The sequence below is a fragment of the Aeromicrobium sp. P2_G6 genome (genome assembly GCF_056403535.1).
Genome location: NZ_JBFUFH010000005.1, coordinates 346,485 through 365,110, shown reverse-complemented (window position 1 = coordinate 365,110; position 18,626 = coordinate 346,485). Strand labels below are relative to the sequence as shown.

Sequence of the window (18,626 nt, the reverse complement as noted above, 5' to 3'; positions counted from 1 at the left end):
CATCCCCGCTAGGAGTGGGCAGCGTCGTAGACATCCTTCTTGCGTACGCCCGTCTCGCCGGCCACCTGCTCGATGGCGTCCTTGCGGCTGAGGCCGTCGGCCTGGCGGGCGGCGACGAGCTCACGCAGGTCGTCCGGCCCGTATGTCCGCGTGTCCGGTGCGGCTCCGCCGACCACGATCGTGACCTCGCCGCGTACGCCCTGCTCCTGGCCCGCGGCCCACTCGACGAGCTCGTCGAGAGTCCCCCGGGCCACCTCCTCGTACGTCTTGGTGAGCTCGCGACACACCGCTGCCGAGCGCTCGGCGCCCAGCACCTCGGCCATCGCCCGCAGCGAGGCCTCGGTGCGGTGCGGCGACTCGAAGAACACCATCGTGCGCCGCTCGGCGACCAGCTCGGTCAACGCGCGCGTACGCTCGCCGGCCTTGCGCGGCAGGAAGCCCTCGAAGCAGAACCGGTCGACCGGCAGGCCGGACACGGCGAGCGCCGTCAGCACCGCCGAGGGCCCGGGGATCGACGTGACGACGACATCGGCGGCGATCGCGGCGACGACCAGGCGGTAGCCGGGATCGGACACGCTCGGCATGCCCGCGTCGGTCACCAGGACCACGGTCGAGCCCTCGGCGAGCAGCGCAGCGAGCTCGGGGGTGCGGCGCTCCTCGTTGCCCTCGAAGTACGACACGACCCGGCCGCCGATCTCCACGCCGAGCTCGGACGCGAGGCGCTTGAGCCGTCGGGTGTCCTCGGCCGCCACGACGTCGGCCGTCGCCAGCGCCTCGCCGAGACGGCCGCTGGCGTCGGCGACCTGGCCGATCGGGGTCGCAGCGAGGATGAGCATGCTCGCCAGCATGTCAGGTGAACGGTCTCTCAGCCTCACTCACCTAGGCTGGCCCGGTGACGTTGCTGGCTCGGGTCTCAGACCGCGCGTGGGGGTGGATCGGCCCGATCTCCGTCGCCGTCCTCGCGTTCGTGCTGCGGGTGTGGAACGTCGAGAAGCCCCGCATCCTGATGTTCGACGAGACGTACTACGCCAAGGACGCGTGGTCGCTCCTCCAGCACGGGTATGTGCAGGATTTCGTCGAGGACGCCAACAAGGAGATCCAGGACGGCAGGACGACCGGCCTGATGACCGGCGACCCGTCATGGATCGTGCACCCCGACGGCGGCAAGTGGGTCATCGCGCTCGGTGAGCACGTCTTCGGCCTCGACGCATTCGGCTGGCGCATCGCCGCCGTCGTGATCGGCTCACTCACCGTGCTGGTGCTCGCCCGGCTCGTGCGCCGCATGACCGGTTCGACCGTCATGGGGTGCTTCGCAGGCCTGCTGCTGGCGTTCGACGGCCTGCACTTCGTGATGTCGCGGATGGCGCTGCTGGACGTCTTCCTGGCGTTCTGGCTGGTCTGCGGTGTCGCGTGCCTCGTCGCCGACCGCGACTGGATCCGGGACCGGCTCGACCGCTACCGGGTCATCCGGCCGTGGCAGCTGCTCGCCGGGGTGTGCTTCGGGATGGCTTGCGGCACGAAGTGGAACGGCATCTTCGTCCTCGCAGCGTTCGGCCTCCTCGCCGTGATCTGGGAGGTCCTGGCTCGCATGCGCGGCGCCGCGGACCCGGCGGCCAGGCGCAACAGCTGGGTCGTCACGACCCTGCGGGTCGGGGTCCCCGCATTCGTGTCGATCGTCGTGGTCGCCGGCCTGGTCTACATCGCGACGTGGACCGGCTTCCTGATCCACCATCACGCGTACGAGGCCAGGTTCGGCCACGGCTACGGCGACTACTCGGCGCCATGGGGGGCATATGTCGACAAGCCGACCACCGGCTTCCTCGGCGAGACGCGCGATGCGTTCCGGTCGCTGTGGCACTTCCACGTCATGACCTGGGACTTCTCCGCGCACGGGCTGGACAAGGCCGAGCACCATCCGTACGAGTCGAACCCGCTCGGCTGGCTCGTGCTGGAGCGGCCGGTCGTCGTCGAGTACCGCGGCGAGTACCCGCTCTCGGACTGCGGCGCATCCGCTGGTTCGTCGTGCGTGCGGGAGGTGACGATCCTCGGCAACCCGATCATCTGGTGGTCCGGCGCCCTCGCCCTGCTGGCCTCACTCGCCGCCTGGATCGTGACGCGCAGCTGGCGCTGGGGCGTCTCCGTCATCGCGGTGCTCGTCAGCTGGCTGCCGTGGTTCGCCTTCACGGCCCGGCCGATCTTCTCCTACTACGCCGTGGCGATCATCCCGTTCACGGTCATCGCGATCACGCTGGTCGTACACGAGCTCGTGCGAGCGGCCGACACTCCGCGGCACCGCTATGTCGTGTGGCTCTTCGCGGGCTTGTTCCTCACCGCAGTCGTGGTCGCCTTCTGGTTCTTCCATCCGGTGCTGACCGGGAAGATCATCCCGTACGACTCGTGGCACGATCGGATGTGGTTCGACCGCTGGATCTGACCGCCGATGTTCATGCGAACCGGCTGAAGATGAGCGCGAGACCCCGTCACACTTCATACTTGAATGGCGACGACGATCTCTGGAGGGGGACCCGTGAGCAAGCTCGTGTCCGCACCGCGGCGGCGACGCCGTGCGGTGTTGGCTGCGGTGCTCGCGATGGTCGCGCTGCCCCTCGTGATGTCGTCAGGCGCTGAGGCCGCAGTGTGCGACCCGATAGACCCGTGCGTCATCGTCCGGTTCGTCAGCACGAACGAGGGCGTCACGAAGACCGTCGCTGGACCGTACACGTACTCGATCAACACCGATCCCGACCGCGTCGCGGAGCCAATCAACTACACGGTGCGCAAGAAGGCGCTCGAGACGCCGACAGCGGTGCAGCAGGGCGGCGTGCCCAACACGCTGCCGCTCCCGGCGTTGCTTGAACGGGCCACGGCCGAGCCGACAAACGAGGTCACCGATTCGGTCACCTTCTCGGAGACGCCCAACCTGAGCCAGATCCCAGCGGTTCTCAACGATGCACAGCTGAACGGGACGTTCTCATACGCAGACGATCTGGTCCCTGCGGTCTACGCGACAGCCGACGGGCGGGTCGGCTACCTCCGGCCGCTGCGCGCCAGCAGGTACGACGTCAATGCGCCGGAGGTCTTCACCACCGAGCCGGGAACACCCTTGACGCTGACGTTCCACGTGACCGGGAACCTGGTGTCCGCCAGCATCAAGGTGTCCCCTGACAAGATCACGACAAGCACCACCGCCTCGTTCTCGGCCGCGATCACTCCCGACACGGACGAGAAGTTCGACTACGAGTGGAACTTCACCGGTGGCACGAGCGTCCAGTCCAGAAGTGCGACGCCCACCCACAAGTACACCAAGCGCGACACGTACGCAGTCAACCTCTCCGTTCGCGGTGAGGACGGGTCTTACGGGCGAGCCCCGACAAAGAGCGTCAGCGTTGCCAGGCCGCCCAAGCCGCCAGCGACCACCGGAGGCGGTGGTGGCGGCACCGGAGGCGGTGGAGGCACCGGAGGTGGTGGTGGTGGTGGTGGCGGCTACATCCCGCCCTACATCCCCAACAACCCCGGGATCGACCTGCCGCCGACCATCGAGAACCCGCCGACGGACACCGCGCCGACCGCCCCCACCGACGACGGGCTCGAGGCGGTCGAGGGCTTCGTGCTCACCGGCGCGGGGGCCGGCCAGGGCGACAGCATTCCCGGCACAGAGGCCACGAGTCAGCCCACCAAGGCACGTGAGCTGTCCACCAGCCGGAAGATCAGCGGCGCGGTGATCGGCGGACTCGCCGTCATCCTGCTGCTGGCTCTCGGCGCCGAGATCGAGACACGATGGGCCAGCACCAGGCTGGCGCACCTGAGGAGACGCACATGAGCGATGGCATCTACGACATCATCTTCCACGTCGCGGAGGCGTTGGAGCTGCCGGTGGTGATACTGGCGCTGCTGGCTCTTGCGGCCGTCCTCGTCGAGACCGGGATGTTCATCGTCGAGCTCGTCAAGCGCCGCCGTCGTACGTTCGCGGCGCTCTCCCGCTCGGGTGCCTCAGCACGTCAGGCCGTCGACGCCGGACGCACGACCGAGGCATCCGCCCTTCTGCAGACCGTAGCGTGGAGCAGTGCTGTCGGTGCCGCGTTCAGCGTCATCGTCAAGGAGGTCGGAAAGCCCGGTGCCGACACCCGCATCGCCAAGGAACTGGCCGACTTCGACTTCTCCCGACAGGGCCGCCTCTCGCGCACACGCCTGCTGGTGCGCGTCGGCCCCGCACTCGGCCTGATGGGCACCTTGATCCCGCTGGCACCCGCCCTGGACGGTCTCGCCAGGGGCGACGTCGACGCGCTGACCGAGAACCTGCGCCTCGCATTCTCGATCACGGTGCTCGGCATCCTGATCGGCGTGCTCGCGCTCGGGCTGTCGCTCGTACGCGAACGGCTCTACGGGCAGGACTTCTCCGACCTTGAGTACATTGCTGCGATCCTCACCGACGACGGCACCGGCGCGACGGCCGTGACCCCCGTCCCGGCCAGACCGACGTCGACGGCGACGCTTCGCGACCCGGCGCCGCTCACGCCCAAGGCCGACCTCCCGCCGCTGACGGAGACGACGAAATGATCCACGTCACGCCGCGGGCGCAGATCAAGCGCGACCACGCCGGCGACCCGCTGGACGGCTTGGTCAACATGTTCGACATCGGCATCGTCCTCGCCGTCGCGTTCCTGCTCGCCGCGCTGTCCTCGCTCGGCCTCGAGGGCGCAGTCAGCGACAAGGGACTGGTCAAGCCCGCCCTCGGCGAAGTCACGACGAAGCCCGGCGAGGAGGTCAAGGACGTGCCACCCAACGGCACCAAGACCGTCGGCCGCGGCACGCCTGTCGGCACGGTCTACCGTCTCGCCGATGGGCGCCTCGTCTACGTCACCCAGGACGCGGCCGGCGGCGACACGCCTGCGGCTCCGACGCCGTCGCCGTCCGAACCGTCGGCCAGCGTCCCGACTCCGAGCACCCCGACGCAGCCCTTCCCGACGACGCCGACGCTGACGCCGTAGCTACGCGTCGGCGACTTCGACACCCTTCAGCGCCAGGCCGATGACCCAGGCGATGTCGGCGGCGGCTTCGTGCGCCGGCTTCGAGGGCCGGGTGATCGCCGACAGCACGAGGCGTACGACGACCTCGACCGCGACCTCGAGCTCGGCGTCGGTCAACGGCACCGGCGGGTAGAGCTCGATGACGGATTGCTTGACCACCATGACGGCCGCCTCGACGATCTCGCCGGACTCCGTCGTCAGGATCTGCAGGAAGTCCGCGTCCTGCTCCTCGGGCAACGACGTCACGATCGTGCGGACCAGCAGGCTCTGCTCCCCCATGAGCAAGGCGCCCTCACAGGCAGCGCGGATGCCCTCGACGAGGGTGGTCTCCGCCGCCATGCGCTCGCGGACGACGTCGAGGAACCGCGCCAGCTCGCGCATCGCGAGCTGTTCGGCGAGTCCGTGCTTGTTGCTGAACTCGTTGTAGACCGTCTGACGGCTCACCCCGGCCCGCTCGGCGACGCGGGCCATCGTGACGCTCGACCAGCCGGTGTCCTCGATCATGGCCTGAGCAGCGTCGAGGAGTCGCTCGCGCACCGGCGCAACTGCTGCTTCGGCGGTCATGCGTCCCCCTCGAGAACGTCCACGAGCCTCTGACCTGCGGCGATCCACTTCTCCGCAGCCCGGATGTCCCTCGGTCGGCCGATGCCGACGGCACCACGTACGACGCCGCCGTCGAGGAGGTATGCGATGAAATCGCGGTCGTCCAGCGAGCCGTGGACCACGAGCTCGTGCGACGTCTCGGGCCAGCCAGTGACCTGGAGGTTGTGGCCGTACTGATCGGACCAGCACCACGGCACCTCGACGAACGGGTCCTCGCCACCGGCCATGACCTTCCCGACCGCGGTGCCGTGGTTCTGTGCGCCCTGCCAGTGCTCGACGCGGTGCCGGCCGCCGAGGATGCCGTTGGGTTGGTTGGCGACGTCGCCGGCGGCGAACACATCCGGGGCCGAGGTGCGGCCGAGCTCGTCGACCACGATGCCGTTGGCGACCTCGATGCCGGCGGCCTCCGCGAGCTCGACGTTGGGCTCCATGCCGACCGCGACCACGACGACCGGCGCTGACCACGTACGCCCGTCGCTGGCGCGTACGACGGTCTCGCCACCTTCGTCCTGGATCGACGCCACCTGCACTCCGGTATGGAGCACGGTGCCCTCGCTCTTGTGCAGGTCGACGTAGAGCTCGCCCAGCTCCGGCGGCAGCAGACGCGGCAGCGGCAGCGCGGCAGTCTCCAGCAGGGTGACCTCGCAGCCGAGGGTGCGGGCGCTCGCGGCGATCTCCGAGCCGATCAAGCCAGCGCCGACCACGATCAGGTGGCTGCCCGGGGCCAGCTCGGACTGCAGGCGAGGCGCGTCGGCGAGACTGCGAAGCGTACGAATGCCGGAGGCGGACCAAGGTGAACGGGCCCGGCCACCCGTCGCGAGCAGCAGCTGGTCGTAGCCGACCTCCTCGCCGTCGGCGAGCCGCACGACGTGGGCGTCGACGTCGACCGCGGCGACCGTCACGCCGGTGCGCAGGTTGACCGACTGCTGCTCGTACCACTCGGGCTTCTTGATGCGGATCTCGTCGGGTGTTTTCTCGCCGCGGACGATCTCCTTGGACACCGGCGGTCGTCGGTAGGGCAGCTCGGGCTCCTCGCCCAGGAGGTCGATGTCACCGTCATGGCCGCTGCGCCTCATCGCAGCGGCTGCGCTGACACCGGCGATGCCTGCCCCGACGATGACCGTCCGGTGCGCCATCAGACCAGCTCGAACATCGTGAAGTCAGCCTTGGCCGCGCCGCAGTCTGGGCACGTCCAGTCGTCGGGGATGTCCTCCCACTTGGTGCCGGGCGGGATGTCCTCCTCGGGCCAGCCCTCGGCCTCGTCGTAGACGAATCCGCACTGCTGGCATTCCCAACGCTTCACTGGTCTTCTCCTTCTGTCGCCACGTCCTCGTTCGCCTCGTCCTGCCGGGCAGCGGACTTGCGCTGCACCTCGGCCCGGGTCTCGGCGGCGATGATGTTGCCGTCCTGGTCGTTGTGCTCGAACTCCTCGATCGGCAGGAAGTCGACCTGTTCGCGGACGCCGCAGTCGGGGCACGTCCAGTCGGCGTCGATCTCGGCGAACGGCGTGCCGGGCGGCCACCCCTCGCGGGGGTTGCCCTTCTGCTCGTCATATACGTATTCGCAGTTGGGGCAGATCCATTGGCTCATGCGTTCACCTCCCTGCTCGTCCCGGCGCCGTACCTCCGTACGTACGCCTCGGCGGTGCGCGGGTGCAGGTTGGCCCGGCCGATGTCGCCGTCGTAGTGACCCAGCACCCGCTGGTCCATGACCTTGCGCCACACCTGCGGGATCCACGTCAGCACGATCATGCCCGCATACCCCGTCGGCAGGACCGGCGCCTCCTTGAAGTCGCGCAGCGCCTGGTAGCGACGGGTCGGGTTGGCGTGGTGGTCGCTGTGTCGCTGCAGGTGATAGAGCAGGACGTTGGTGCCGATGTTGTTGGAGTTCCAGCTGTGGCTCGGGTTGACCCGCTCATAGCGGCCGGACTCGAGCTTGGCCCGTTTCATGCCGTAGTGCTCGAGGTAGTTGACCGACTCCAACAGCCAGATGCCGGCGGCGGCCTGGATCACGAGGTAGGGCAGGATCTCCCAACCGAACGCGATCATCAGCGCGCCCCACAGCACGACGGAGAACGCCCACGCGTTGAACAAGTCGTTCTTGAGCGTCCAGGGCGTCTTCTTCTGGCGCTCGAAGCGCTTCTTCTCCAGGCCCCAGGCGCTCTTGAGGCTGCCGACGATCGTGCGGGGCATGAACTCCCACACGGTCTCGCCGAGGCGCCCGCTGGCGGGGTCCTCCGGGGTTGCGACGCGTACGTGGTGGCCGCGGTTGTGCTCGATGAAGAAGTGGCCGTAGAACGTCTGGGCGAGGGCGACGCGGGCGAACCAGCGCTCGTGCTCCTCCTTCTTGTGGCCGAGCTCGTGCGCGGTGTTGATGCCGATGCCCGCGACCATGCCGAGGCCCAGCGCGAGGCCGATCTTCTGCACGACCGTCAGCGGGTCGTCGATGCCCGGCAGCGTGCCGCCGCCGAGCAGGTAGGCGCCCCAGATCAGGCCGGCGATCTGCACGGGGATGAACGCGTACGTCACCCAGCGGTAGTAGCGGTCCTCCTCCAGCGCCTCGATCAGCTCGTCAGGCGGGTTGTTGGGATCGAGCCCGGCGAGCAGGTCGAACAGCGGGATCAGGACGAACACGAAGAACGGGCCGAAGAACCACACGATCGTCGCGCCGGTCCACGCGTACAGCCCCCACATCATCATCGGGATCAGCGGGATGATCGCGCCCATGATCCACAAGTAGCGCTTCTTGTCGCGCCACTCGATGACCCTGCCGTCGACGGTTGCCTGGATCGTCATGCTGCATTCCTCCTCGTACGCCCTGGGAGAGGCGCTTTACACGACGGTAGCAAATGTAAAGCAGGAGGGCAATGGTTCACTGACGTCGTCGTGGGAGGAGCTGTTCAGCTCCTCCCGCGACGTCGACCCGAGAGGCTGGGACGGTCGGTCAGAGGACCTTGCCCATGTTCACGATGGCCGGTGTCAGGATCAGGATGAACAGCACCGGAAACATGCAGGCGAGCATCGGAGCGAGCAGCTTGAGCGCCACCTTCGCGGCCTTCTCCTCGGCGCGCTGGCGGCGCTTGGTCCGCAGCTCCTGTGTCTGGGTGCGCACGACCTTGGAGATCGAGACACCGAACTCCTCGGCCTGGACGATGGCCTTGAGGAAACGCTTGAGATCATCGACGTCCGTCCGGTCCGAGAGCGCCTGATACGCGTCCCGGCGGCTCATGCCCAACCTGGCGTCTTGGACGAGTCTGGCGATCTCCGCGCCGAGTGGTCCCTTGCTGTTCGCTCCGACCCGCGCCAGCGCGGCCTCGAATCCCAGCCCCGACTCGATCGAGATCGTGACCTGGTCGAGCACGTCGGGGAGCTCGTACAGGATCGCCGCCTGTCGTTCTGCGGCGCGACCGCGGACGATGATGTCCGGCAACGAGTAGCTGATGGCCAGTGCGGCGATGAACATGGCCGCATGCAACAGCCCGGGGCTCGAACGCACCCACATCAGCAGGGGAAAGAACAACGCTGCGGGCACCAGCATCTTGAGCAGGACAAGGGAGGACAGGCTCCACGTCGAGGCCCTTCCGGCGAGCTGCAGGTTGCGCTCCAGCTTCTGGAGACCGCTCGGGCGTATGAGGTAGCGCAGCTTGCCCAGCTGCTCATCCTGCACGAGCAGTGAACCCTTCGGCTTCTTCTCCTTCTGCGCCCGGCTGCTGGCCCTGGAGGCGCCGACGCCTCGCAGGCGCGCCCGGATGGCCGAGCGGGAGGAGGTGCCGAAGTCCAACGACACCGCGAGTGCCGTCAAGGCGGCCGCGATCAGCACGAGACCGACGAGAAGAGATGACTCGGGAGTCACGATCACACCTTCACATTCACGACGACCCGCATCCACGTGATTCCCACCGCGAACAGAACCGCTGAAATGCCGAAAGCTATGTACCCGGCGCGAGTCGTGTAGAGCGGATGCATGAAGGTCGGGTTGAGAACGGTCAGAGCGCCCACCGTCAGGAACGGGAGCGCGACGAGCACCATCGCGCTCATCCGGCCTTCTGCCGAGAGGGTTCGTATCTCCCGCTGCAGCTGAGCCCGCTCGCGGATCGTATCCCCCACCCGATCGAGGACCTCGTTGAGGTTTCCCCCGGTCTCACGCTGGATGCCGGTGGCCTCGGCGACCCACCTGAAGTCAGGGTTCTGCATGCGCTCAGCGGTCTGGGTCACCGCGTCGACCAGGTCCCGCCCGATGCGGTTCTCGTTGACGATGCGGGCCAGTTCCTCCGACATCGGTGGGTCCGTCTCACGGGACACCGTGTCGAAGGCACGCGTCAGCCCATGGCCTGCCCGCAGGGCCGCCGCGAGCAGCTGCAAGGTTTCGTCGACCTGATCGGCGAAGGCAGACCGGCGTCTGCCGGCAAGATGCCTCAACACCAGCTTGGCGAACAACGGCACCAGGAGCGCGACCACGAATGCTCCGACAAGGTTCCGGCTCAGGCTGGCCACCAGCAAGAACGACGTGAACGCGATCATGCTGACCAGCACGACAAGATATCCGGGCGTCATCTTGACTGCAGCGAGCTCGAGCTCCTGCGCGGTGAAAGGCGCCCAGCCGCGAGACCGCAGCCGCCGATCGACGAGCTCGACGATGGCGTTCGTCAGCGATGTGAGGGCGGAGGTCTTGGTGGTGCCGGGTGGGCGACGGCGTGAGACGTCGATGCGGGACACCTGGGACCCGAAGAGCACGAACGACAAGGCGCCGAGGGCTCCGAGGACGCTGATGACTCCGATCGCGAGATTCATCGCTGGCTCCTCGGAGGGCTGAACAGGTTGGGGTTGTACCGGATGCCCAACTCATCGAACCGGTCCGTGAAGTGCGGCCGGATACCGGTCGCGATCTGGTGACCGAGGAACCTGCCGTTCTTGTCCAGACCGGCCGAGTAGTCGAAGACGAAGGCGTCCTGCAGCACGACGGTGTCGTTCTCCATGCCGAGCACCTCCGTGACATGGGTGACGCGCCTGGTCCCGTCCCGCAGCCTGGCGATCTGGACGATCAGGTCGACCGCCGAGGAGATCTGGTCACGGATCGCGCGCAGCGGCAGATCCATTCCGGCCATGAGGACGAGTGTCTCCAGACGCGAGACCGCGTCGCGCGGCGTGTTGGCGTGCAGCGTGGAGATCGAGCCGTCGTGGCCGGTGTTCATGGCCTGCAGCATGTCGAGGCTCTCGCCCCCGCGAACCTCGCCGACGACGATCCGGTCGGGGCGCATGCGCAATGAGTTCCGGACGAGCTCACGGATCGTGATCTCGCCCTTCCCCTCGATGTTGGCCGGCCGGCTCTCCAGGCTGACGACGTGGTCCTGCTGCAGCTTGAGTTCGACGGCGTCCTCGATCGTGACGATCCGCTCATCGGTGGGGATGAACGACGAGAGGACGTTCAGCAGGGTCGTCTTGCCGGTTCCGGTTCCTCCCGAGATCAAGATGTTGAGCCGGGCGCTCACGCAGGAATAGAGGAGCTCGGCGATCTGCGGGCTCATCGTGCCGAAGTCGACGAGGTCCGAGACCTTGAGGGGTTCGGCTGAGAACTTGCGGATCGTCAGCGAGGATCCGCGCACGGCCAGCGGAGGGATCACCGCGTTGACTCGCGAGCCATCCTGCAGTCGGGCGTCGACCAGCGGCGACGACTCGTCGATGCGCCGGCCGACCTTCGAGACGATGCGATCAATGACCTGCCGAAGGTGCTCCTCCGAGCCGAAGGTCACCCCGGAGTCAACGATGTGACCATCGCGCTCGACGTAGATGTGGTCGTGGCCGTTGACCATGATCTCAGAAACCGACGGGTCGTCGAGCAGCCGCTGCAAGGGTCCGAGTCCGAGTGCGTCGTCCTCGATGTCACGGATCAGGGTCAGCCGCTCCTCGGCAGTCAGCAAGACCTGTTCGGAGGCGACGATGTGTCCCAGTTCTTCGCGGACGTACTCGTGCAGCTGGTCATCTGTCAGCGTCGAATCGCCCAGTCGTCCGCCGATCGATGCGAACAGCATCTCGATGGCTCGCGCTTTGAGGCCTCCCATCGCATCGGACGGGCGAGCCGACCGAGCGGCAGGTGCCGCACTGAGCGGAAGCCCGGGCTCGGCCACAGCCACGGCCTCGAGACTGCGGGCCTGCTCGAGCCGGTCGCTGAGACTCATGATAGGTCAACCCCCTTGTGAGCGAACGCCTTCTTGGGCCGGCCACCCTTGTCGTCAAATCGCTTGACGAGCTGACGTATGGCTTTTGCGGCGGCCCCGGCCTTCTTGTCCAGCAGGACGGGCACGCCGCGGTTCGACGCCAGCGAGACCTCGGCTGCTCGTGGAACCACGATGTTCACTGGCAAGCCGACGACCGCCTCGACATCGCGCACGCTCATCCCGGACTGCCGGTCGGCGAAATTCAGCACGAAGTGTCGCGTGGGCGGCAGGATGTTGAGCTGCGCCAGGATCTCGATCTCCTTGCGGACGTTCCGAATGCTTGCCACATCCATGCTCGACACGATGACCGCCTCGTTCGCCTCCTCCAGGGCCGCCAAGGTGTGCTCGTCCAGGCCGGCTCCGGTGTCGACGACCACGAACCGGAACTGCTCAGCGAGTCGACTGAGCAGCTCTCGCACCTGCTTGGGCCCTATCCGATCGGCAGCCGCAGGCGACTCGGAGCCGCACAGAGCGTAGAAGTTCGCAGGGTGCACCGTCAGGAAGGTCTTGAGGAGCATCGAGTCGACTCCTCCGCTGGACACGAACGCGTCGGACAGGGAGTGGGACGGGGTCAGGTCAAGGTGGGTCGCGATGTCACCGAACTGCAGGTCAAGGTCCACGAGCACGACATCCATCGGCGCGATCCGGCCGAGTCCCACAGCCAGGTTGGAGGCGATCGTCGACTTGCCGACGCCACCCTTGGGCGAGACGACCACGATTACGCGCGACTCAACGACCCGCTCCGCAGCAGCTTCCTCTGTCGCGCGTTGAACCGTTCGTCGGGCACTCTGGTCGTGCGCCTTGATGAGCGCGACCCGCAGCTCCTCGTCGGTCGCATCTGGACCGATGATGTCCCTGACCCCAACGCGCATGGCCTCGAGGACCAAGGTGGCGTCGGGGTCGGCCACCATCACGACACTGACGCCCGGGTACGCCGCGTCGACCAGGGACGCGGTCGACAGCGCTGTCCTTCGGTCGATGTCGTCGCAGATGATGAGGATGTCGGGCATGTGGTCCTCGATCATCAACGCACGGATGTCGAAGTTGTCCCGCTCCACCACGGAGCGCGCGATCGGAACCAAGAGGTTCCCCGGAAGCCGGCCCAGACGCTGCTCCAGCGCGCCCTCGCCGCCCAGAAGCACGATCCTGCTCATTTCAGCACGTCCTGTCCCGAGATCATCTTGCGTCCAGTGATGTCCGCGTCCTCGCCTTGCAGCGTCAGCCAGACTTTGCCGAACTCGGAGGCATTGACGATCTTCTCCGCGATGATGGTATTGACCGCAAGCGTCACCAAGGACGTCCCCGCGCCTTCCTGCGCGCCAAGCTTGGTCGACACGCGCGTCACGAGGACCCGGCCGGCCACCATGTTCGTGTAGCCCGCGGCGCCCTTGCCCTGGGAATCGGTGTAGCTCGTCATGACGCCGACCCGATCTCCCGGCTTGAGCTTGCCCGTCGTCAACCTCGGAGCGGCCATGGCGATCGTGACTTCCTGCATGCCCTTCGGCAGAGCAGCGTCCGACTGCTTGGACGACGAGGCGCCGCTGAAGCGTGAAGCCAAGACCTGCTCACCTTGGTTGAGCGGCGCGTTGGTCGACTTGGACTCCACGCTGTCAAGGCTGGTGAGCGCTCCCTCCACCTTCGCTGAGGCGGGAATCTTGACCAGCTCGACACTCGCTCGCATTCGCTCGACCGGAGTGTTGGCGGGTATGAGGGTCTTGACCCTCAGCACCTCGACCAGCTTGGCTCCTTCGAAGGCGCGATCGTTGGCGCCGTTCGCGTAGTTCACGAGCGCCAGCACGCCGACAGCAGCGAGCAGCACTGCTACGAGAGCGGCGACGGCTTGCTTCTTCACAGGAGTCCCCCTTCTTTTGCTTGTGAATCAGTTGGTGAGTTTGGGCGTGAGTCGGACGCCGCCGAGGTCAGGTGCCGTGCTGTCGTACGCGAAGATCTGGTCGGGATCTTGCACGACGCTGCGTACGAAATATCCCTGGAGCCCTTGGCACGTGACAGTGAGGATGTTGAGACAGCTGGGGGACGCTTCCGAGTCGTTCTTGGCGTTGCCCGGCTCTTTCCACCCGGTGATCATGAAAGGCGCGAACCCGACGACCTTCATGGTCAGCGAGGTCGACAGGATCGTGAGGGGGGACGTCGACTCATAGATCGGCATCATGGCCACCGTGCCGACCTTGAGCTTGTTGACGCAGGCGGTCGGAGCGATGACCGGCGTGACCGTAGTGACGATCGCGGTCGTGAAGATCGTGACTTTCATGTTGCACTGCGACATGTTCGACACGTCGAACAGGTCGAGCGCGTCCGGCAGGGACGTGAGCCATACGGCGCCGTCGCTCATGCTGAGGTTCTGACCGGTACGGCTGGTGCAGGTGCGGTTGGGGAAGTACGTCTGCAGACCGACGAGTCCGAGGATCGCTCCCACGCTGGTCAGCGCACTGCTGACGATGTCGGTCCTGACCAGGATGTGATCGTCATTGGGAGCGGCGTTCGCCAAGTACTGGCAGTAGCCGATCGCCATCGGCAACAACGGATAGCCCGACTTCGGTGCTTCCTCCCACGAGGCGGAGGCAGACACGGTCGCCGTCTTGGGACCGATACCGATCAAGGAAGCGAACGTCAGCGGGATCGACTTGGTCGCCTGGACCGTGACGGTCTTTGTGCCGCTCGTGACGGTGCCGGGCACCGTCACGGTCGTGCCATCTACGTTCTGGCCGACGAGCAGGTTGGCAGTGCTCAGCGCCGGGTTGCTGCCTGCCGTGGCGCAGGTCGAGCGGCGCAAGGCGCAGTCCTGCGCGATGGCCAACGCTGCATTGTCTGCGCCTTGCTGCATCTTCCCGCGCTCGAGGACCAGGTTGCCGACATCGACGCTGAGCCCGACGGTCGAGATGAGCGTGGTCGCGAGCAGTCCGACGATGATCGCAGAGATGCCACGCTCGTCACGCTTCAGAGTCCGCTGCATCTCGCGACCGCCTTCCCGCTGACGTCGTACGTGGTTCCGAAGAACTGGGTGGCTGTCGGGCGGTTCGTCTGGGTGATCGTCACCGTGACGTTGCCGAACGTGCCGTCCGAGGCTTGGCTGCACGACGTGTATCCCGTCGTGTAGCTGATCGACAGCGACAGCGTGCTGGGCATGCCGGCGCCGACGGCAGATGCCTTGGCCTTGGTGACGTCGTTCTCGATCGTCATCGAACGAGCAGCGGCCGCGGCAGCGTTGTTGTACATCGCTGCGGTCTTGTAGCGTTCGCCGAAATCGACGATGCCCAGGACGAGCAGCAGAAGCGTGGGGACCACGATCGCGAACTCGATGACAGCGACTCCACGATCGTCCCGATCAGGACTCTTCATGGGTAGGACCCAATCGCCCACCCGGCCACCGCCATCCCGAGACGGGGCGGCCGGGTGAGGCGACTACGTCAGACCGAGATGCCGTTGAAGAGGGCGTTGATCTTCGTACCGAGAACGGCGACGGCCGCGACGACGACCGCCACGATCGCAGCAGCCATCACGGCGTACTCGATCGCGGTGATGCCCTCTTCGGACTTGCGATCCTCGAACCGGCCGAACAGCACCGACATGGTCATCCACATGCGCTCAGAAATGTTCATTGCTTTCTCCCTAAATTTGTGTGCCGCCACCGAGACGGTGGCGCTCCCTGCACGAGCGTGGGACGCCGGCGGCGATCCCATCGCAGAATTGAAAACGACCTCAGACGGAGATGCCGTTGAAGAGGGCGTTGATCTTCGTACCGAGAACGGCGACGGCCGCGACGACGACCGCCACGATCGCAGCAGCCATCACGGCGTACTCGATCGCGGTGATGCCCTCTTCGGACTTGCGATCCTCGAGCCGGCCGAACAGCACCGACATGGTCATCCACATGCGCTCAGAAATGTTCATCGTGTGTTACTCCCTCTTACTGTGTGTGCAGCCACCGAGAAGGTGACTCTCCCTGCTCACGAGCGTAAGACGCCGACGGCGTGCTCATCGCAGAATGGAAAAATGAATCTCAGATGGAGATTCCGTTGAAGAGCTCGTTGATCTTCGTACCCAGGATGGCGACGGCGGCCACGACGACCGCCACGATCGCTGCCGCCATCACGGCGTACTCGATCGCGGTGATGCCCTCTTCGGACTTGCGATCCTCGAACCGGCCGAACAGCACTGACACGGTCATCAGAATGCGCTCAGAAATGTTCATTCTCGTGCTCCCTCTACAAGTGTGCAGCCGCCAACTTGGCGACTCTCCCTCAAGCCAAGGTAGAGGCTTCTGTCGGCTTGCATACACAAAATGAAGAAAATTTTCTGCGAGCTCAGATGGAGGAAAACGCCTCCAATAGGTGGTCGCGCAGCACCACCAGGGCCACGAGAAGCATCGTGATGATGGCGCCGGCCAAGATCGCGTAGGACAGCGCACTGAGCCCCTGCTCGCGCCTCGTTCGCGCCGGCCCCGGTCGAACTGGCTCCCTCTCGGGACGTCTGCCCAGCCGCACGAGCTGCCACAGCGTCCACCCCAACAATGCGACGACCAAGAGGTTGCGGACCACCAGGACGATCACGACCCAGGCGGTCCCGTCGAGCAATGCCGGATAGCCGATCGGGAACACCAGACGAGTCAGGAGGGCAACGACCAGAAGCGACACCGCTGGCACCGCGGTCGTGCGGGTTCGCGCCCCGCTGACAAGCAGACCCATCACGACTCCTGCCGCGCACCAGCTGAGGTATTGCGGCGAGCCGACCTTGTTCATCACCACCAGCATCAGGCCGGTCGCGAGCATCGCGAGAGTGGCCAGGGCGAACGAGTCCGGTCCAACTCGCCGGCGGGCGCGGGCGACGAGCACCACCACGATGACCATGCCCGCCAGCAGGCCAAGGTCCATGGCCGCTGCGACCCGATCCGCGAGGGCGCCCTTGAACTCATACACCTCGAGCTGCGGGTCCCGGTGAGGGCCTGCCACGTTCCCTGCGAGATGCGCGATCTGCCAGCCAGACGCTGCGACCGACTCGATCTGGAGTCCGCGGCCCGACTGTTCTGAGGTGAAGCTGAGCACGCGCCATCCGGAACCTCCGGCCAGAGCGATGGCCGCGACAGCTGCGGAGGTGACGACTGCGGGAAGAGCCAAGCGCGAGAATGGTCGCGATACGACGAGAGCAAGTGGCAGCAACAGGACTCCCGGCGCAATCTTGATCCATCCGGCCATCGTGAGTGCCACCGACGCCATCCGCGGCCGGGACATCAGGCTGACCACCGCAATGACGGTCAGCGCACCGGTGAACGCCTCGAGCCGCATCAACGCAGCGGGACCCAGGACGGCCAGGAATGCCAGCCACCACCAGGCCGCCTCGCGACCCTTCTCACCCGCTCGCGTCAACAGGGTCAGGGCAACCGCATTGATGAGGAAAACTGCCAGCAGCCAGAGCAGGAACGCCAGTCCGATCGTCGGGCCGATGCCCATCAAGGCGACAAGCGGAAGCGCCCCCACGGGGTAGACCCAAGGGTGATCCAGAACGGGCCAGTCACCGCGGTCGATGCCCGAGAGTGCCCATTCCCGATAGATCCGAAGGTCCGCCAGACCGGACTCGGCACCTTGAATCGCCGCAATGGCGGTCGTCCCCATCACGACGACCGCCAAGGCGACGACAGGCATCACCCAAGCTGCGGCGGGACGAGCAGCGGTGTCGGTCATGCCAAGCTCCGCGCGGCCGCTGGCCGGCGCACGAGGTCGACGAGCGCGCTCGGGGCGAAGGCAAGACCCACGATGAACAATGCGGCCAGGAGAAGCCCCCAATAGGCGTTGTCATGCCGTGCCGCGATGCCGAACGCCACGGCGAACGTCGCGAGGACCACCGTCACCCGGGTTGCCAGTGGCCCCGTGCGCGATACCCAGCCGAGCAATGCAAGGGGTACCAGGACCGCGGCGATTCCGTACGGCAGCGGTTGCAGGATCGAGGCGAACGAGATCGCGTCGACGGTGAACGGCCAGCCTGCGATGTCGGCCCAGCCCTTCGAGGTCTCGCCCGCGCCGGTGAGTCGGGTCGAGACCTCGTGGGCGTGCCACGCATAGAACGCGGCGAACAGCCCAGATGCGCTGAACCAGGCGACGGCTTCACGCCGGCGCTGCTCGCGCAGCGCGAGGAAGCCCATCACGACGAGATACGGGATGCAGAGCTCCCGAACCATCGCTGCCAGGAGACCGAGGACCACGCTTCCGATCCAGTGGCGCTCCGAGCGCAGGGCAATCGACAGCATGAGGAGGAACGCCGCCCAGAACTCATGCATCTGCGACTCCTCGGCCCCCAGGATGACGACCACGCTGCCGCCCATCAGGAGGCAACCGCTCAGCCATGCAGACCTACCGCCGGCAAGCTGGCCGATTCGCCAGACCATCACGAGCACGACCACCGCGCCCAGCGCCACCAGCAGGGCGTACATGGGTCCGATGCCGACCCAGGAGGAGACCCACGCCAGCGTCGGCTCCCGCACGGCCATCGCCGGGGACACCGGGAAGCCGCGCGCCGGCTGCTCGATGCCGACAGCCGTGTAGTAGTTCGCGCCGTCCTGCATTCGGTCGACGATCGCCTCGTAGAGCTTGACGTCCGAGATCTCTGGATCATTCGTCGTGTAGTCCGACGGGATCCCGGACCCGGCGACGAGTCCCCAGACGATCAGGATCGCGGTGAGCGCCAGGAGGCCGAGACGAGCACGACGGGGCCAGTTGTGAAAGCGTGTCGGTCGACCCATGAGGGACATTGTTCACGGTCCAGGGGCAGCC

At 66.5% G+C, this 18,626-nt stretch carries 22 protein-coding genes; 4 read left to right on the top strand and 18 right to left on the bottom strand.

Features of this window, described 5'->3' with window-relative positions; genetic code table 11:
* Nucleotides 1-8: 8 nt before the first annotated feature.
* The gene (rsmI, locus tag AC1DVU_RS17510; protein ID WP_476923744.1) at nt 9-836 is read right to left on the bottom strand and encodes a 16S rRNA (cytidine(1402)-2'-O)-methyltransferase; all 828 of its coding nucleotides are present in this window, start codon (nt 834-836) and stop codon (nt 9-11) included.
* Nucleotides 837-892: 56 nt separating this feature from the next.
* Here rsmI and AC1DVU_RS17505 point away from each other — a divergent pair, with 56 nt between their 5' ends.
* The 4 genes from AC1DVU_RS17505 (at nt 893) to AC1DVU_RS17490 (ending at nt 4,988) form a co-directional block, all read left to right on the top strand.
* The gene (locus tag AC1DVU_RS17505) at nt 893-2,434 is read left to right on the top strand and encodes a dolichyl-phosphate-mannose--protein mannosyltransferase (protein WP_476923743.1); all 1,542 of its coding nucleotides are present in this window, start codon (nt 893-895) and stop codon (nt 2,432-2,434) included.
* A gap of 93 nt (nt 2,435-2,527) precedes the next feature.
* The gene (locus AC1DVU_RS17500; protein ID WP_476923742.1) at nt 2,528-3,820 is read left to right on the top strand and encodes a PKD domain-containing protein; all 1,293 of its coding nucleotides are present in this window, start codon (nt 2,528-2,530) and stop codon (nt 3,818-3,820) included.
* On the top strand, nt 3,817-4,557 hold the full coding sequence (locus AC1DVU_RS17495) for a MotA/TolQ/ExbB proton channel family protein (protein ID WP_476923741.1): 741 nt from the start codon (nt 3,817-3,819) through the stop codon (nt 4,555-4,557). Before AC1DVU_RS17500 ends, AC1DVU_RS17495 begins: the two co-directional genes overlap by 4 nt.
* Entirely contained in the window at nt 4,554-4,988 is a 435-nt protein-coding gene (locus tag AC1DVU_RS17490) for a DUF2149 domain-containing protein (RefSeq protein ID WP_476923740.1), read from the top strand. Before AC1DVU_RS17495 ends, AC1DVU_RS17490 begins: the two co-directional genes overlap by 4 nt.
* On the opposite strand, the gene AC1DVU_RS17485 is transcribed toward AC1DVU_RS17490, so the two are convergent.
* The 17 genes from AC1DVU_RS17485 to AC1DVU_RS17405 all read right to left on the bottom strand — a co-directional run bounded on the left by AC1DVU_RS17485 (nt 4,989) and on the right by AC1DVU_RS17405 (nt 18,595).
* Nucleotides 4,989-5,591 carry a TetR/AcrR family transcriptional regulator gene (locus AC1DVU_RS17485; protein ID WP_476923739.1) on the bottom strand — a complete coding sequence of 201 codons (603 nt, stop codon included), beginning with the start codon at nt 5,589-5,591 and terminating at the stop codon, nt 4,989-4,991.
* Entirely contained in the window at nt 5,588-6,766 is a 1,179-nt protein-coding gene (locus AC1DVU_RS17480; protein WP_476923738.1) for an NAD(P)/FAD-dependent oxidoreductase, read from the bottom strand. Before AC1DVU_RS17480 ends, AC1DVU_RS17485 begins: the two co-directional genes overlap by 4 nt.
* Complete coding sequence (locus AC1DVU_RS17475) at nt 6,766-6,933, bottom strand: rubredoxin (RefSeq protein ID WP_332665722.1); 168 nt, start codon at nt 6,931-6,933, stop codon at nt 6,766-6,768. The genes AC1DVU_RS17480 and AC1DVU_RS17475 overlap by 1 nt, the downstream gene beginning before the upstream one ends.
* Nucleotides 6,930-7,220, bottom strand: a complete 291-nt coding sequence (locus AC1DVU_RS17470; protein ID WP_476923737.1) for a rubredoxin — start codon at nt 7,218-7,220, stop codon at nt 6,930-6,932. The genes AC1DVU_RS17475 and AC1DVU_RS17470 overlap by 4 nt, the downstream gene beginning before the upstream one ends.
* On the bottom strand, nt 7,217-8,425 hold the full coding sequence (locus AC1DVU_RS17465) for an alkane 1-monooxygenase (protein ID WP_476923736.1): 1,209 nt from the start codon (nt 8,423-8,425) through the stop codon (nt 7,217-7,219). The genes AC1DVU_RS17470 and AC1DVU_RS17465 overlap by 4 nt, the downstream gene beginning before the upstream one ends.
* A 148-nt stretch (nt 8,426-8,573) precedes the next feature.
* Nucleotides 8,574-9,482 (bottom strand): type II secretion system F family protein, encoded by a 909-nt coding sequence (locus tag AC1DVU_RS17460; RefSeq protein WP_476923735.1) that lies wholly within the window; start codon nt 9,480-9,482, stop codon nt 8,574-8,576.
* A 2-nt stretch (nt 9,483-9,484) separates the two neighbouring features.
* A complete protein-coding gene (locus AC1DVU_RS17455; protein ID WP_476923734.1) occupies nt 9,485-10,420 on the bottom strand; it encodes a type II secretion system F family protein in 936 nt (311 codons plus the stop codon).
* On the bottom strand, nt 10,417-11,805 hold the full coding sequence (locus AC1DVU_RS17450; RefSeq protein WP_476923733.1) for a CpaF family protein: 1,389 nt from the start codon (nt 11,803-11,805) through the stop codon (nt 10,417-10,419). Before AC1DVU_RS17450 ends, AC1DVU_RS17455 begins: the two co-directional genes overlap by 4 nt.
* Nucleotides 11,802-12,998: a CpaE/TadZ family protein gene (locus AC1DVU_RS17445; protein ID WP_476923732.1), complete on the bottom strand. Its 1,197-nt coding sequence runs from the start codon at nt 12,996-12,998 to the stop codon at nt 11,802-11,804. Before AC1DVU_RS17445 ends, AC1DVU_RS17450 begins: the two co-directional genes overlap by 4 nt.
* Complete coding sequence (gene cpaB, locus AC1DVU_RS17440; protein WP_476923731.1) at nt 12,995-13,696, bottom strand: Flp pilus assembly protein CpaB; 702 nt, start codon at nt 13,694-13,696, stop codon at nt 12,995-12,997. Before cpaB ends, AC1DVU_RS17445 begins: the two co-directional genes overlap by 4 nt.
* Nucleotides 13,697-13,723: 27 nt before the next feature.
* On the bottom strand, nt 13,724-14,815 hold the full coding sequence (locus AC1DVU_RS17435) for a pilus assembly protein TadG-related protein (protein ID WP_476923730.1): 1,092 nt from the start codon (nt 14,813-14,815) through the stop codon (nt 13,724-13,726).
* On the bottom strand, nt 14,800-15,201 hold the full coding sequence (locus AC1DVU_RS17430) for a TadE/TadG family type IV pilus assembly protein (RefSeq protein ID WP_476923729.1): 402 nt from the start codon (nt 15,199-15,201) through the stop codon (nt 14,800-14,802). The genes AC1DVU_RS17435 and AC1DVU_RS17430 overlap by 16 nt, the downstream gene beginning before the upstream one ends.
* Nucleotides 15,202-15,269: 68 nt before the next feature.
* Nucleotides 15,270-15,461: a Flp family type IVb pilin gene (locus AC1DVU_RS17425; protein ID WP_476923728.1), complete on the bottom strand. Its 192-nt coding sequence runs from the start codon at nt 15,459-15,461 to the stop codon at nt 15,270-15,272.
* Between the two features lie 100 nt (nt 15,462-15,561).
* Nucleotides 15,562-15,753, bottom strand: a complete 192-nt coding sequence (locus tag AC1DVU_RS17420) for a Flp family type IVb pilin (RefSeq protein WP_476923727.1) — start codon at nt 15,751-15,753, stop codon at nt 15,562-15,564.
* A 109-nt stretch (nt 15,754-15,862) separates the two neighbouring features.
* Nucleotides 15,863-16,054 (bottom strand): Flp family type IVb pilin, encoded by a 192-nt coding sequence (locus AC1DVU_RS17415; protein ID WP_476923726.1) that lies wholly within the window; start codon nt 16,052-16,054, stop codon nt 15,863-15,865.
* A 112-nt stretch (nt 16,055-16,166) separates the two neighbouring features.
* Nucleotides 16,167-17,540 (bottom strand): glycosyltransferase 87 family protein, encoded by a 1,374-nt coding sequence (locus tag AC1DVU_RS17410; RefSeq protein WP_476923725.1) that lies wholly within the window; start codon nt 17,538-17,540, stop codon nt 16,167-16,169.
* Complete coding sequence (locus AC1DVU_RS17405; protein ID WP_476923724.1) at nt 17,537-18,595, bottom strand: hypothetical protein; 1,059 nt, start codon at nt 18,593-18,595, stop codon at nt 17,537-17,539. Before AC1DVU_RS17405 ends, AC1DVU_RS17410 begins: the two co-directional genes overlap by 4 nt.
* Between the last annotated feature and the right edge of the window lie 31 nt (nt 18,596-18,626).